This is a genomic window from uncultured Amaricoccus sp. (genome assembly GCF_937891315.1).
In the GTDB taxonomy this organism is placed as follows: Bacteria; Pseudomonadota; Alphaproteobacteria; order Rhodobacterales; family Rhodobacteraceae; genus Amaricoccus.
In genome coordinates this window covers 1-12722 of the sequence record NZ_CALAGI010000134.1, presented here as the reverse complement: position 1 = coordinate 12722, position 12722 = coordinate 1, and the positions used below count along the sequence as shown (strand labels likewise).

Annotated in this window: 13 protein-coding genes; 2 read left to right on the top strand and 11 right to left on the bottom strand. The window is 68.7% G+C overall.

Annotated features, from left to right (window positions below):
• Nucleotides 1-32 precede the first annotated feature (32 nt).
• The 6 genes from Q0480_RS12635 to Q0480_RS12610 form a co-directional block, all read right to left on the bottom strand.
• The gene (locus Q0480_RS12635; protein WP_299133445.1) at nucleotides 33-557 is read right to left on the bottom strand and encodes an OmpA family protein; all 525 of its coding nucleotides are present in this window, start codon (nucleotides 555-557) and stop codon (nucleotides 33-35) included.
• Between the two features lie 36 nt (nucleotides 558-593).
• Nucleotides 594-1922, bottom strand: coding sequence for a Tol-Pal system beta propeller repeat protein TolB (gene tolB / locus Q0480_RS12630; protein ID WP_299133443.1), 1329 nt, complete (start codon nucleotides 1920-1922; stop codon nucleotides 594-596).
• On the bottom strand, nucleotides 1916-3052 hold the full coding sequence (locus Q0480_RS12625; RefSeq protein ID WP_299133441.1) for a hypothetical protein: 1137 nt from the start codon (nucleotides 3050-3052) through the stop codon (nucleotides 1916-1918). Before Q0480_RS12625 ends, tolB begins: the two co-directional genes overlap by 7 nt.
• A 33-nt stretch (nucleotides 3053-3085) precedes the next feature.
• Nucleotides 3086-3550 carry a protein TolR gene (gene tolR / locus Q0480_RS12620; RefSeq protein ID WP_299133440.1) on the bottom strand — a complete coding sequence of 155 codons (465 nt, stop codon included), beginning with the start codon at nucleotides 3548-3550 and terminating at the stop codon, nucleotides 3086-3088.
• A 1-nt stretch (nucleotide 3551) separates the two neighbouring features.
• Nucleotides 3552-4256 carry a protein TolQ gene (gene tolQ, locus Q0480_RS12615; protein WP_299133439.1) on the bottom strand — a complete coding sequence of 235 codons (705 nt, stop codon included), beginning with the start codon at nucleotides 4254-4256 and terminating at the stop codon, nucleotides 3552-3554.
• Nucleotides 4257-4411: 155 nt separating this feature from the next.
• Nucleotides 4412-5182: a GH25 family lysozyme gene (locus Q0480_RS12610; protein WP_366940855.1), complete on the bottom strand. Its 771-nt coding sequence runs from the start codon at nucleotides 5180-5182 to the stop codon at nucleotides 4412-4414.
• A 327-nt stretch (nucleotides 5183-5509) separates the two neighbouring features.
• On the opposite strand from Q0480_RS12610, the gene Q0480_RS12600 reads away from it, so the two are divergent.
• Nucleotides 5510-6103, top strand: coding sequence for a hypothetical protein (locus Q0480_RS12600; RefSeq protein ID WP_299133438.1), 594 nt, complete (start codon nucleotides 5510-5512; stop codon nucleotides 6101-6103).
• 38 nt (nucleotides 6104-6141) lie between these two features.
• On the opposite strand, the gene Q0480_RS12595 is transcribed toward Q0480_RS12600, so the two are convergent.
• From Q0480_RS12595 to Q0480_RS12575, 5 genes are all read right to left on the bottom strand, one after another.
• Complete coding sequence (locus tag Q0480_RS12595) at nucleotides 6142-7263, bottom strand: flagellar basal body P-ring protein FlgI (RefSeq protein WP_299133436.1); 1122 nt, start codon at nucleotides 7261-7263, stop codon at nucleotides 6142-6144.
• 7 nt (nucleotides 7264-7270) lie between these two features.
• Nucleotides 7271-8278 carry a flagellin gene (locus tag Q0480_RS12590; RefSeq protein WP_299133435.1) on the bottom strand — a complete coding sequence of 336 codons (1008 nt, stop codon included), beginning with the start codon at nucleotides 8276-8278 and terminating at the stop codon, nucleotides 7271-7273.
• Nucleotides 8279-8282: 4 nt separating this feature from the next.
• Nucleotides 8283-9752 carry a flagellar hook-associated protein FlgK gene (flgK, locus tag Q0480_RS12585; RefSeq protein ID WP_299133434.1) on the bottom strand — a complete coding sequence of 490 codons (1470 nt, stop codon included), beginning with the start codon at nucleotides 9750-9752 and terminating at the stop codon, nucleotides 8283-8285.
• Between the two features lie 29 nt (nucleotides 9753-9781).
• Nucleotides 9782-11134 (bottom strand): flagellar hook protein FlgE, encoded by a 1353-nt coding sequence (locus tag Q0480_RS12580; protein ID WP_299133432.1) that lies wholly within the window; start codon nucleotides 11132-11134, stop codon nucleotides 9782-9784.
• Between the two features lie 147 nt (nucleotides 11135-11281).
• Nucleotides 11282-12085: a flagellar motor protein MotB gene (locus Q0480_RS12575; RefSeq protein ID WP_299133431.1), complete on the bottom strand. Its 804-nt coding sequence runs from the start codon at nucleotides 12083-12085 to the stop codon at nucleotides 11282-11284.
• A gap of 179 nt (nucleotides 12086-12264) precedes the next feature.
• Between Q0480_RS12575 and Q0480_RS12570 the strand changes: the two genes are divergently transcribed.
• On the top strand, nucleotides 12265-12722 hold a 458-nt coding region (locus Q0480_RS12570), incomplete at its 3' end, for a hypothetical protein (protein ID WP_299133429.1).

Here is a 12722-nt window from a genome sequence, read left to right as displayed (position 1 = left end):
CAACCGCGCTCAAGCGCACGCAAATCTAGCGATCACGCCCCGGGACCGCCAGTCACAACCGTGACAGCCCGACGGTTCTGCGCGAAGCAGTTCTCCTCGGCGCAGGTGGCCACCGGGCGCTCGCGGCCATAGGTGATGATGCTGATGCGCGTATCGGGAACCCCCTGGCTGACCATGTAGTTGCGCACCGCGCTTGCCCGGCTCGAACCGAGCTGGAAGTTGTAGTCGCGGGTTCCGCGCTCGTCGGCATGGCCCTCGATGGTGATCTGGCCCGGATTCTGCGTCAGCCAGCCGATCTGCTGGTTCAGGGTGCCGATCGCCTCGGCGCTGAGCGTGCTCTGGTCCACGGCGAAAAGAACGCGGTCGCTGATCGCACTTCCGGGCAGCGTGCCGCCATAGACGCCGCCTGTGACCCCGTCGAGCCCCGCCCCGGCCCCACCGACCCCGCCGTTGTAGCCCGCGTCCGGCGTCGTCGGCACCGTGATCGCATCGCCCGCGCAGCCGGCGACGAGGAGCGCGCCGAACAGGCACGCGATCGTGGCGAAAGATGTCCTCATCCTGTCCTCCCTGCCCCTACGGAGCGTTTCAACTACCTAGCCGAGCAGACCCGACCAGGATGGATCCGACGCGAAACCGGCCGTCGGTACACGGCGGAGGTTCCGGCCGGTGATATCGACCGTGTAGATCTGCGGCCCGCCGCTCGCCCCGGGGGATTCGCGGAAGAACATCAGCACGCGGCCGTTCGGCGCCCAGGTCGGACCTTCGTCGATATAGCTCGCGGTCAGCAACTGCTCGTTCGACCCGTCGGTGCGCATCGCCCCGATATGGAAGCGGCCGCCGACGATCTTGGTGAAGGCGATCAGGTCGCCGCGCGGCGACCAGACCGGGGTCGCATAACGCCCCTCGCCGAAGCTGATGCGCTTCGGCTCGCCGCCGCCCGAGGACATGACATAGACCTGCTGGCTGCCCGAGCGGTCGCTCTCGAACACGATCTGGCCGCCGTCGGGCGAGAAGCAGGGCGAGGTGTCGATCGCGGCCGACTGGGTCAGCCGCCGCCGCCCGCCGCCGTCGGCGCCGATGACGAAAATGTCCGACCCGGTGCCCTCGGAGACGCTGTAGACGACCCGCGAGCCGTCGTCCGAGAAACGCGGCGCGAAGGACATGGCCGCGCCCTGGTCGAGCATCCGCCGACCGGAGCCGTTCACGCCCATGATGAACACCCGGGGCGCGCCGGCCTCGTAGCTCGTATAGAGGATCTGGCGCGCCTTGATCGAGATCCGGGGCGTGACGACCAGCGCGCCGCCATCGGTGATCATCTGGGCGTTGGCGCCGTCGTAATCCATCAGCGCGACACGTTTCGCGCGCGCGTTCTTCGGACCGCTCTCGGCGATGAAGGCGACCTTGCTGTCGAAATAGCCGCCCTCGCCGGTCAGGCGCGAATAGACCGCGTCGGCGACCTTGTGGCCGAGCCGCCGCCAGCTGCCCGCCGGGCCCTCGAACCGCAGCCCTTCGCCGAGCGCGGTCTGGGCGAAGACATCCCAGAGCCGGAACCGCACCTGCGCCTTGTCGCCGCCGAGGCCGACCGCGCCGGTGATCAGCGCCTGGGCATTGATCGCCTTCCAGTCCGAGAACTGCACCGGGGCGTCGAAATTGGTGATCCGCCCGATATGGGCGCTGGCCGGTATCTCGCGGAACAGACCGGTGCCGGTCAGGTCGTCGATCACCACCTGGGTGATGCGCGCGGCGAGATCGGCGGCCGCGGCGGTGTCGGGCACGAAGGTCGGCGCGGCGAAGGGCATCGGCTCGATCACGCCCTGGGTGATCTCGATGCGCAGCGGCGACTGCGCGACGGCCGCGAACGGCCGGACCAGCAGCGCCGCGGGAGCGGCGAGGAGGAGGCCCCGCCGGGAAAGACTTACCATGACACCATCCCCTTGGGATCAAAGACGACTTCGATATCGCGCCAGCGGGCGTATTTCTCGCGCGGCAGGTCGGAATAGGGCGCGCAGCGCAGGAGCGCCCGGCGGCCCGCGTCATAGGCCGCCTGGAAGCGCGCGTCCGGCGCCGGGCTCGGCTCGATGAGCCGGATCGAGCCGCTGATGACCGAACCATCGGGCTCGAGCCGCGCGGCGAGCACGACGCGGAGCTCGCCAGCGTCGCGCACCCCCGCGGGCACCACCCAGCAGCGCTGGACCGCGAGGCGCAAGCCCTCCTTCTCGGCATTGGTGATCGGCGACCCCTCGGCGAGCGAGGTGGCCTGGGCGCGCCCGTCCGAGGGCGGCGTCGGCCGGGTCACCGTCGGTTCGGTCGGCGGGGTCGCTCGCTCCGCGGTCCGCTCGGGCTTCGCCTCCTGTCGCCGCGCCTGTTCGCGCTCGACTTCCTGTCGCAGCGCCCGCAGCACATCGGACGCCTGACGCGTCTGGTCGGGGAGGTTCTTCGGGCGGGCCATGGGCGGGCTCGAAGCATCGAGCGCGAGCGTCGCGGGCTCCGGCGCCTCGACGGGTTTCGGGGTGGCGGCGGGTTCCGGAATGGCGGTCGGTTCGGGTTCCGGCTCCGGCTCGGGTTCCGGCTGAGCTATCGGCGCCGGCCGGGTCGGGACAGCCGGGCGCGATCGCGGCGGCGCGACGGCGGCCAGTCGGTCCGGCGCGCTCGGCGTTGGCGCGATCGGCGGCTGCGCCTCGGGCGCCGCGAGCGGCGTCTCGGGATTGAAGCTCGGCGCCAGCGTGGCCACCGATTGATCGAGCTCGGGCGCGGGGGCGGGTTCCGGCGTCGGTTCGGGTTCGGGGTTGGCTTCCGGTGGCGTCTCGGGCGGCGCCTCGGCCGGACGCTCGCGCGGGGGCGCGGCGGCGACCGGCTGCTCGGCGGGCGCGTCCTCGCGCCGCTCGGCCTCCGCCGCCGCCTGGGCCCGGTCGAAATCGGCCTCGCTGATGAAGCTCACATCGGTGACCGGCACGGCCGGACTGTCCCGGCGCGAGAGCCAGGGCACACCGAGGACCACGAGCGCGATCAATGCGCCGTGGGCCGCCGCGGAGATGGCAACGCCGGTTTTCATCGGCCGGTTTTCATCGGATTGCCGGACCCTGGCCTAGTTTGCCCGCGCGTCGAACCGCGGACCACCCTGCTCCGTCACGAGCCCGATATTGTTGAAGCCGCTGGCATTGAGCGCGCCCATCACCTGCATCACGTCGGCATAGGGAATTCCGCCGTCCGCCCGCAGGAAGACCTTGTCGCTGTCGCGCTCGGCGGCGACCGAGCGCAGCAGCGGAATGAAGCCCTCGCGGGCCACCTCGGTATTCTGCACCCGGATGCCGCCGTCGGCCGTCATCGCGATGGTCAGCGGCTCCTCCGCCTCGGAAGGCAGGGGCGTCGCGGCGGTCTTCGGCAGTTCGATCGGCACCCCGACGGTCAGGAGCGGCGCCGCCACCATGAAGATGATGAGAAGCACCAGCATGACATCGACCATCGGCGTCACGTTGATCTCGGCCATCGGCCGGCGGCCGCCGCGGCGGCGACCGGCCCGCCCGCCCGCGGATTGGAGCGACGCGCCCATCTCAGGCGGCGGTCCGGTCGAGCTGGCGCGACAGGATCAGCGCGAACTCGTCGGAAAAGCTCTCGTAGCCGCCGATCACCTGATCGCAGTCCTGGCTGAGCTTGTTGTAGAAGACCACCGCCGGGATCGCGGCGAGAAGGCCGAGCCCGGTGGCGAGCAGCGCCTCGGCGATGCCCGGCGCGACCACCGCGAGATTGGTGCTCTGCTGCATGGCGATCTCTTCGAAGGCGCCCTTGATGCCCCAGACCGTGCCGAAGAGGCCGACGAAGGGCGAGATCGAGCCCACGGTCGCGAGATAGGTGAGGCCCTTGGTCAGCATCTCGGATTCGCGGCCGATCGCGACGTTCATCGCGCGCTCGATCCGTGCCTGTGTGCCGTGGATGAGGCCGCCGTCCTTGCGGTGCGATCGGCGCCATTCGGTCATGCCGGCGGCGAAGACCCGCGCGGCGCCACCTCGCGGCTCTGGCCCGATGCGGTCGAACACGGCGTCCAGCGGCTCGCCGGACCAGAAGGCCTGGTCGAAATCCCGGGCCTCGGTCTTGGCGCGGCGCAGGTCGAAATGCTTCTGGATGATGATCGCCCATGACCAGAAGGACGCGGCGATCAGAATGAGCATCACGAGCTTGACCGTGAAACTCGCCCGCAGGAACAGCGCGAACAACGAAAAATCGATGTTCTGCGCGGCCGCCAGGGTATCAGCTTCCATGTTTGCCTGCTTTGCTTGCTCGCCTCGGCCGTGTTTTCCGGCTCTCAGGGCATCCTATCGCACTCCGCCGGCCTTGTGGCGAAAAAGCGGCTCCCTGTCCAGAGGCGGCCCCGGCGCGGGACCGCCGGCGCCGGCGTCCGCCGAGGGCCGCGCGGTCAGTTGTAGGCCCACTGCGCCCATTGCGCGGGAGAGCCGGCGAAGACGTTGATATCCGTCAGCCCCGAGATGCCCGAGACGAGGCCGGTGCCGGTATATTGCCAGAAGGCCCAGTCCTGCCCGGAATAGACCTCCGAGGGATGTCCGGCGACCGACCTCAACCAGAAGTGATAGTCGCGGATCCGCCAGAGCTCGTTCTCGCGATAGAAATCGACCGTGGTGTAGATGATCGGCCGCTTGCCGTAGTAGCGGGCCACCGTCTGGAGATAGTCGTACATCTCCGAACGCACCGTCTCCGCGTCCGGGCGGTAGGGGCAGGTCCGCGACTTGTGGTTCCATTCGATGTCGAGAACCGGCGGCAGAGCCCGGCGATCGGCGGGCACATGCTGCATGAACCAGTCCGCCTGCTCCGCCGCCGTACGGCAGAAATAGTAGAAGTGATAGGCGCCGCGCGGAACGCCGGCCGCCGCCGCGCCGGCCCAGTTCTCGGCGAACCGCTCGTCGGCGTAGTCGCCGCCCTCGGTCGCCTTGATGAAGGCGAAGGAGATGCCGCCGGACCGCGCCGCCCACCAGTCGATGTCGCCCTGGTATTTCGACACATCGATGCCATGCACCGAATATTGCCAGGGCTTCACGCCCTCCCAGTCATGCGGATCGGCGTCGCCGAAGCGGGGAACGCCCCCCGCCGCGCGGCTCGCCGGGGCTTCCGGATCGGAACCGCCGCAAGAGGCGAGAAAACAAAAAAGACCGACGAGAAGAAACCCTCGCAACTGCCCAAAACTCCTGCTCGAATCGCCTGTTATTTTTCGGCCATGTTATCCGCTTTTCCCGGCTTCGTCAGCGGAAATTCAACGAATGCGTGCGTGCCCGATCGAGTGCTTGCCCGACGGGTTTCGTCCGACCATGCCATTTTTCGATATGGGGCGCGCGGTCACGCGTCCCGGGGAGCCTGGCGGGGGGCGGAGGATCCGGCGCCGGACAGCACCGCCGCGGCGATGCTGTTCGAACATGTCCGGGCGACGCGCTTCGCCGGCGCGGCGCTTGACCAGCGCGCGGCGAAATGAGAACATTAGGCGAACAATCGGCGCCGGACCGCCATGCTCATTGACCGCGACATCGCCGCCGCCGAGATCGCGTTCGCACCGGACCTCGCGCTGGCGCGGGGGCGGGCGCATGAGGTCACCGGCCCCGCGCGGCATGTCTTCGCGGTGCTCGTCGGCGCTGCCATGTCGGGACCGATCCTGTGGCTCGGTCCCGACTGGATCGCCGACCGGCCGATGGGGGACGGGTTGCGCGCCTTTCTCGATCCCGGGCGGCTGATCTTCGGCGCGGCGCGATGCGAGGCCGACATTCCGCGGGCGACCGAGGAAGCACTGCGCGCCGGCCCGGCGCCCTTGGTGGTGGCCGAGCTGTCGGCCGCGCCGAGCCTCACGGTGGTTCGCCGGCTGCTGCTGGCGGCGAAGGCGAGCAGCGGCGCGCCGACCGCCCTCCTGCTCACCCCGGAGGACCGCGCCGGCGCGACGGGGGTCGAGACGCGGTGGCGGATCGCCCCCCGTCCTGGCTGGGCGCGCGACGGCCGGGCGCGCTGGCGGCTCGACCGCCTGCGCGCCCGCGCCATCCCGCCCGGCTCCTGGGAAATGTCACTGGAAGCCGGAAGACCCTGGCTGACCCCCCTGCCCGGCCCGCCTTGACGGTGGCCGCGGCGCCCGGCGCTTCGCTCCCGCGCGGCCTACTGGACGATGAATTCGGCGTGGAGCGCGCCGGCCGCCTTGATCGACTTCAGGATGTCGATCATGTCGCGGGCCGAGACGCCGAGCGCGTTGAGGCCGGCGACCACCTGCGGCAGCGAAACCGAACTCTCGACGATGGCGAGGCCGTTGCCAGGCTGCTCGGTGATCGAGGCATCGGTGCGCGGAATGACCACGGTCTCGCCGTTGGCAAAGGGGTTCGGCTGCACGACCAGCGGCGCCTCCTCGACCTGCAGCGTCAGCGAGCCCTGCGTCACCGCGACACGGCTGATCCGCACGTCCGAGCCGAGGATTATGGTGCCCGAACGCTGATCCACCACCACGCGCGCCTTGGTCGAGGTCTGCACCTCGATATTCTCGATCTGCGCCATGAGGAGCGCCGGCGTGTCGATGCCGGCCTTCGCGAGATCGAGCCGCACGGTGCCGGAATCGAGCATCTCGGCCACCCGGGTGCCAACGTCGCGGTTGATCGCCGTGGCGATGCGCGCGGCGGTGGTGAAATCGGGATTGCGCAGCGCGAGACGCATCTCGCGGACGGAGGTGAAATCGAAGGCGACCTCACGCTCGACCCGCGCGCCCGACGGGATGATCCCGGCGGTCGGCACGCCCTGGGTCACGCTCGAGGCTTCGCCCGCGGCCACCACGCCGCCGGCGATGATCGAGCCCTGCGCGACCGCGTAGATCTGGCCGTCCGCGGCGTTCAGCGGGGTCATGACAAGGGTGCCGCCGAGCAGGCTCGAGGCGTCGCCGATCGCGGAGACCGTGACATCGATCTGGCTGCCTGCGCGGCTGAACGGCGGCAGGGTCGCGGTGACGAGCACGGCGGCGACGTTGCGGGCGCGGATCTGTTCGCCCGTCACATTGACGCCGAGCCGCTCCAGCAGATTGACGATCGCATCTTCGGTGAAAGGCGAATTGCGCAGGCTGTCGCCGGAATTGTTGAGCCCGACGACGAGGCCGTAACCGAGAAGGTCGTTGCCGCGAACGCCGTCCATCTCGACGAGATCCTTGATGCGCGCGGGCGAGGCCATGCCCGGGCCGGCGATGCCCCCGAACCAGAGCACCAGCAACGCCAGCAGGCAGCCGAGATATGGCAAGCGCATGTCCGCCCTATTTCATGAAATTCGTGTAGCTGAGGTCGGCCAGCCGCGAGGTCACGGTGTAGATCACGTTGAGCTGCGTCTCGAGCGCCTGATAGCGCGAGGCGGCGGCGTCATAGTCGATCTCGAGGATCTGGTTTCGCGCGAGATCGAGCGTGTCGCGCTCGGAGACGCGGGAAGCCTTCCCCCGCTCCAGCGCGTTCTGCGACACGCCGACGGCGGCGCGGAGGTCCAGCACGCCCTCCTTCGCGGCGAGCATGCTGTTGCCGGCCGCGCCAAGCATCTCCATCCGGGCGGCGGTGTCGCCCGAGAAGGCGCCACCCGCGACCACGGCGGCGAGCGCCTGCGAGCGCAGGACGGCGATGATCTCGTCGGCGTCGGCGCGCACGGCATATTTGAGCCGGCGGCCCTCGCCGATATCGACGGCGGCGAGGTCGTCGGTCGATCCGATGTAGCCACTCGTGCGAAAGGCGCCGGTGGCCGAGAAATAGTCATCGATCGCGGCGATCGCATCCGTCGCCGTCGCGGACCCCGCGGCGAGCGCGTCGAGATCGGCGAGGATCGAGTCCGCCGAGGCCAGCGCCGGACCATCCGTCGCGGTGCCGGCGAAGAGCGACAGGCCCTGGACCTGCGAATTCAGCACGCTCACCGTGTCGGCGAAGGCGTTCCGCGCGGTATTCGCATGCAGGAGGCTGTTCGAGACGTCGCCGAGACCGACCGAGGTGGCGAGATTGACCGACAGATCCTCGATCGGCTTCAGGATCAAGCCGAGGCCGTTCTGCACGGTGTCGAGCCGGATCTCGGTCAGCTCGATCGTCTCGGTGAAGACCGCGTTGCGATCGAGCGAGCGCTCCAGCGCGAAGAGCCGCGTCAGATTGCCCGCGGTCGCCTCGTAGCGGCTGGCGTTCTCGCCCGTCGTCATCTCGGTCGCGGCGCGGTTCAGCGAGGCGCGGGTGTCGATCGCACGCTTCTGCATGTTGGCGAGGCGACCGAGGTCGGAGGTTCCGGAGATCTTCATCTTCTCACATCTCCAGCAGCAGCTGCATCAGGTTGTCGATCGTGGTCAGCACCTTGGCGTTGGCGGCGTAGGCCTGTTCGACCATGGTCAGATATTCGAGCTCGCTGTCGCTATCGACGCCAGTGAAATTCAGCTCCTGCTCCGACAGCGTCGCCTGACGCGCGGTGATGAAGGCGAGATCATCGTCGCTGCGCGCCGCCTTGCCGGCGAAGAAGGCGGAAATCTCGGAGGCCATGGTCGCGCTGTTGGCGCGGGCGCTCTGCGAGATCAGCCCGGTCGGCTGGCGCGATTGCGCCATCGCGTCGGTCATCGTCTGCAGGACGGAGGCGTTGCCCGCCGTGCCTTCGGTCACCGCCGAGAGGCCGTCGCGCAGCCGCCAGACATAACCGCCCTGATCGGGATCGGCCGCGGCGTTGACCGCGATCCGCGACGACAGGCCGGTGGTGCCGGAGCCGGTCGCGTCGACGAAAAGCCCGTTGCCGGCCCCATCCAGCGCGGCGGCCGGCATCAGGTCGCGGAACCGCCCGATCAGATCATTGGCGAAGCCATCGACCTCGGCGGTGAATTCGGGCACCAGACGGTCGCGGATCTGGAAGAGCGCGGACAGCGACCCGCCGTCCATCGCTCCGGTTCCGGTCCCGGTGGTGATATCGACGAGGCCCGAGAAGGCGCCCTGATCCTGCCGAAGCCCGCCAAGCGCGCCGTTCCCGACGGTCAGGTCGTAGGTAACGGTGGTCGGCGCCGCGTCGAAGCTCAGCTCCCACACCGTGCCGTCGAGCAGCGCCGCGCCGTTCTGGGTGTAGATCGCCACCTGTCCGCCGCTGCGATTGACCGCGCGTACCGGGATGATCGAGGAGATCCCGTCGATCAGCAGGCCGCGCTCGTCCTTGAGCGACAGCGTATCGACGCCCTGCAGATCCAGATTCTGGATCCTGGAGTTAAGGTCGTCGATCCGGCGCAGGTTTTCGTTGACCTTCGAAACCTGGCGGGCGATCGCGGTGTCCGCTTCGGTCCTCAGCGTGGAGGCTTCATCGGCGATGGCGTTCAGAGAGGCGACGAGGTTGCGCGCGGAATCCATCGCCTGGGTCAGGATCGTCGTCGATTGCGGCGAAGCGACCGCCGCCATCAGCGCGGTCTCGAGCGCGGTGGCATTGGCTGACAGCGATCCGTCGACGCCGGCCTCGCCCATGGCCGTCATCAGCCGGTCATAGGCGTCCGACTGAGCGGTGGTCGAAGCGAGGGTCGCGTCGGCGAGACGACGCTCGGTGGTCAGATAGATGCTCTCCGCGCGGGTGGTGGCGCCGATCGTGACGCCGGTCCCGACCCCGCCCGCGGACGAGGAACCGAGGCTCGTCGTCCGCTTGGCATAGCCCGCGGTCAACGCGTTCGACACGTTGTTGGAGATCGTGCTGGCCAGCCGCGATGTCGCTCTTAGGCCCGACGCGGCGTTGTTGAAAGCGCTGGAAATGCTCATCGGGCGAACCTCTCGTCAGGCCGGGCGGATCAACGCTTCAGGTTGGTGGTTTCCTGCATCATCTCGTCGACGGTCTGGATGATCTTGGCGTTCGACGAATAGGCGCGCTGGGTCTGGATCAGCTGCGTCAGCTCGTTCGCGGTGTCGGTGGTCGACTGCTCGAGCGCGAAGCCCTCGATGCCGCCGACCGGCCCGGTGCCCGCGTCGTAGAGAAACAGCGGGCCGCTCTCGCTCGACACGGCGTAGCTCTGGTTGTCGAGCACGCGCAGGCCATTGAGGTTCGGCACGTCCGCGACCGGGATCTGGTAGATCACCCGGCTGAAGCCGGTGGAATAGCTGGCGCTGAGCAGGCCCTTCTCGTCGATGCTCAAGCCGGTGAAGGTGCCGGCCGCGTTGCCGTCCTTGGTCACGCCCGAGGAGGAGAAGGTCGAGGAGAGCTGCGTCAGGTGATGCGCGCCGGCGGCGTCGGTCGAGCCGAGCTGGATCGCGATCGCCTGGTCGCCGAGCTGCAGCGACATCTCGCCGGTGGTCGCGTCGTAGGTGGTCGAGGGCGGCGTCGCACCGGCCACGAGTTGGGTGACCGAGGCGATGTTGCCGGCGTTGCCCGAGGCGGTGCTGAAGACAATCTGGTAGCTGCCGGCCGAAAGACCCGTCGCCTGATCGACGATATCGAGCGTCCAGGTGTTGGAATTCGGGTTGCCCGCCGCCGGGACGGTCGGGGTGAAGGTCATCGACAGGGTCTGCGCCGCGCCGAGATTGTCGAAATACTCGACATTGATCGGCTGCGCGTCGCCGGTGGAGCCGGCCGCGGTCGCGGTGGCCGGCAGGTTCGCATTCACCACGATTTCCGAACTGGGCAGCGCCGCGGTGCCGGAGAGATTGACCCGCACCGGCTGGAGGCCGGAGGCGGAATCGCGCGGCTGGGCCGGGATGGTCCCGTTGGCGTTCGCCGCCCATCCGAGCAGCACGAGGCCCGAGGAGGTGGTGAGATAGCCTTTGGCGTTGATATCGAACGAACCGGTCGAGGTCAGCATCAAATCCTGGTCCGAGGCGTTCCCGCCGACCGAGGCGATCGAGGTCACCGGCAGCATGCCGCGGCCAGAGATCGCGATGTCCGTCGCATTGTCGGTGCCGGTGACCGCGCCCTTGGCTTCGATATTGAAGATCGCGGTGGTCGTCACGCCGCCCGCGGTATAGGAGCGCCCGCCGCCGATGGCATAGGAGGTGCGCGCGTCGTTGACCGTCATCGAGGCGAAGTCGACATCCGCCCGCTTGTAGCCGTTGGTCTGGGAGTTCGCGATATTGTCGGCGATGGTCCCGAGCTTGTTGGCATTCGCGTTGAGACCGGCGACGCCGGCGTTCATCGATGAGGAGATACCCATTGCAACTCGGTCCTTTTGTTCGTGCAGGTCCGCGTGGACCTTGTCCGTGGGTGGTCGGCGTCCGGCGCTCACCATGAGGGGTGGTGTCGCGCGCATCCTTTGGCACCGGGGCTTAAGATCCCGCTAACGCCGTGAAACAAGGGCGATTCAAGGATTGAACCGCCGCAGGAGCGTGATCTCGATCCGGCGGTTCCGCGAATCGGAACCATCCTCCGCCACCGGGTCGCGGTCCGCCTTGCCGGTGACGCGGGCGATGCGCGTGTCGGCGACGCCGGCGGCCTGCAGATGCTCGCGCGCCAGCTGCGCCCGGTTGGTCGAGAGCGTCCAGGGATCGGGCCGGTCCATGCCGGTGTCGCTCTTCGCAAGATGGCCCGTGACGGCGATCGGGTTCGCGATCCGCGCCGCGACGCGGCCGATCATGGCGAGCAGCCGTTCGAAGATCGCGTTCGGCCGGGCGGTGTCGCCGTCGAAGAGCGGCGAGCCCTCGATGTCGAACACCTCGACGATCAAGCCCTCGTCGGTCACGCGGGTGCGGATATGCTTCAGCAGGGGATCGGCCTCGACGGCGTCGCCGCTGCCGCCCGTGAGCTGTTCGCGCAGGTCCCAGAGGCTCTGGTCCGACTGGTCAAGCTGGTCCAGCACCTCGGGATCGCCCTTCTGGCCAGTCTCGTCCTGGGTCAGCACGTCCTGGCTGAACATGCTCGCGCCATCGAACGGACCGTCGCCGCCACCGCGGGTCGTGTGGATCGGGATCGTCGGGCTGAAATAGTCGGCGAGGCCGAGGCGCGTTTCCTCGTCGCTGACGCTCAGCAGCCACATCAGCAGGAAGAAGGCCATCATCGCGGTCACGAAGTCGGCGTAGGCCACCTTCCATGCTCCGCCGTGATGGCCGCCGGCCACCACCTTCTTGCGCTTGATGATCGTTACGTTGCCCGGCGCGCCGCGTTCCATCGCATTCCCCTCGTCCCCGCCAGCGAGATAAAGGCAAAACCCTGAAGCGCGCGTTACCCCATGCCGCGCCGCGGCGAGGCTTCGAACGCGCATTCGTCAAGAATTGACCGGGCTTCCTTCAGACTTTGGCAAGAATTGCCGCCGAGACTCCGCCGGGCGCGCAGCGCGGGAGAAGCCTGATGCCGTCCGACAGTGTGCTGACGAAGAAGCTGAGACGATCCGGGGTGGCACGTTCGCCCCTGCCCGATTCCGACCTGATCGGCGAAACCTTCGCCCGGGGGATCGAGGACCGGCTACGCCCGCTGGTCAAGACCACGATCTCCGCGACCACGAGCCACCCGCGGGTCACGCGGCTCGCCGACGCGGCGGGCGGGATCGTGGTGCCTGCGATGCTCGGCGTCGTCGAGATCGAGGACGCCGATACGCCGGGCCTGATCGCCGGGCAATCGGAGCTCGCCTATCACCTCGTCGACCTGATGCTCGGCGGCGATCCCGGCACCCTGCCCCGTGCCATGCCGCGCGCCTTCACCGCGATCGACATGGCGCTCTGCCGGGTGCATCTCGATGCGATCCTCGGCGCCTTCGCGCAGGCGATCGGCGCGAGCCTCGGTCGCCCCTTGACCAAGGCGCTCCATAT

Excerpts from the sequence above, each read along its gene's own strand:
- Q0480_RS12595 (WP_299133436.1), bottom strand. The coding sequence starts at position 7,263 with ATGCGCTTGCCATATCTCGGCTGCCTGCTGGCGTTGCTGGTGCTCTGG.
- Q0480_RS12600 (WP_299133438.1), top strand. The coding sequence starts at position 5,510 with ATGCTCATTGACCGCGACATCGCCGCCGCCGAGATCGCGTTCGCACCG.
- Q0480_RS12590 (WP_299133435.1), bottom strand. The coding sequence starts at position 8,278 with ATGAAGATCTCCGGAACCTCCGACCTCGGTCGCCTCGCCAACATGCAG.
- tolQ (WP_299133439.1), bottom strand. The coding sequence starts at position 4,256 with ATGGAAGCTGATACCCTGGCGGCCGCGCAGAACATCGATTTTTCGTTG.
- flgK (WP_299133434.1), bottom strand. The coding sequence starts at position 9,752 with ATGAGCATTTCCAGCGCTTTCAACAACGCCGCGTCGGGCCTAAGAGCG.
- tolR (WP_299133440.1), bottom strand. The coding sequence starts at position 3,550 with ATGGGCGCGTCGCTCCAATCCGCGGGCGGGCGGGCCGGTCGCCGCCGC.
- tolB (WP_299133443.1), bottom strand. The coding sequence starts at position 1,922 with ATGGTAAGTCTTTCCCGGCGGGGCCTCCTCCTCGCCGCTCCCGCGGCG.
- Q0480_RS12575 (WP_299133431.1), bottom strand. The coding sequence starts at position 12,085 with ATGGAACGCGGCGCGCCGGGCAACGTAACGATCATCAAGCGCAAGAAG.
- Q0480_RS12580 (WP_299133432.1), bottom strand. The coding sequence starts at position 11,134 with ATGGGTATCTCCTCATCGATGAACGCCGGCGTCGCCGGTCTCAACGCG.
- Q0480_RS12625 (WP_299133441.1), bottom strand. The coding sequence starts at position 3,052 with ATGAAAACCGGCGTTGCCATCTCCGCGGCGGCCCACGGCGCATTGATC.
- Q0480_RS12635 (WP_299133445.1), bottom strand. The coding sequence starts at position 557 with ATGAGGACATCTTTCGCCACGATCGCGTGCCTGTTCGGCGCGCTCCTC.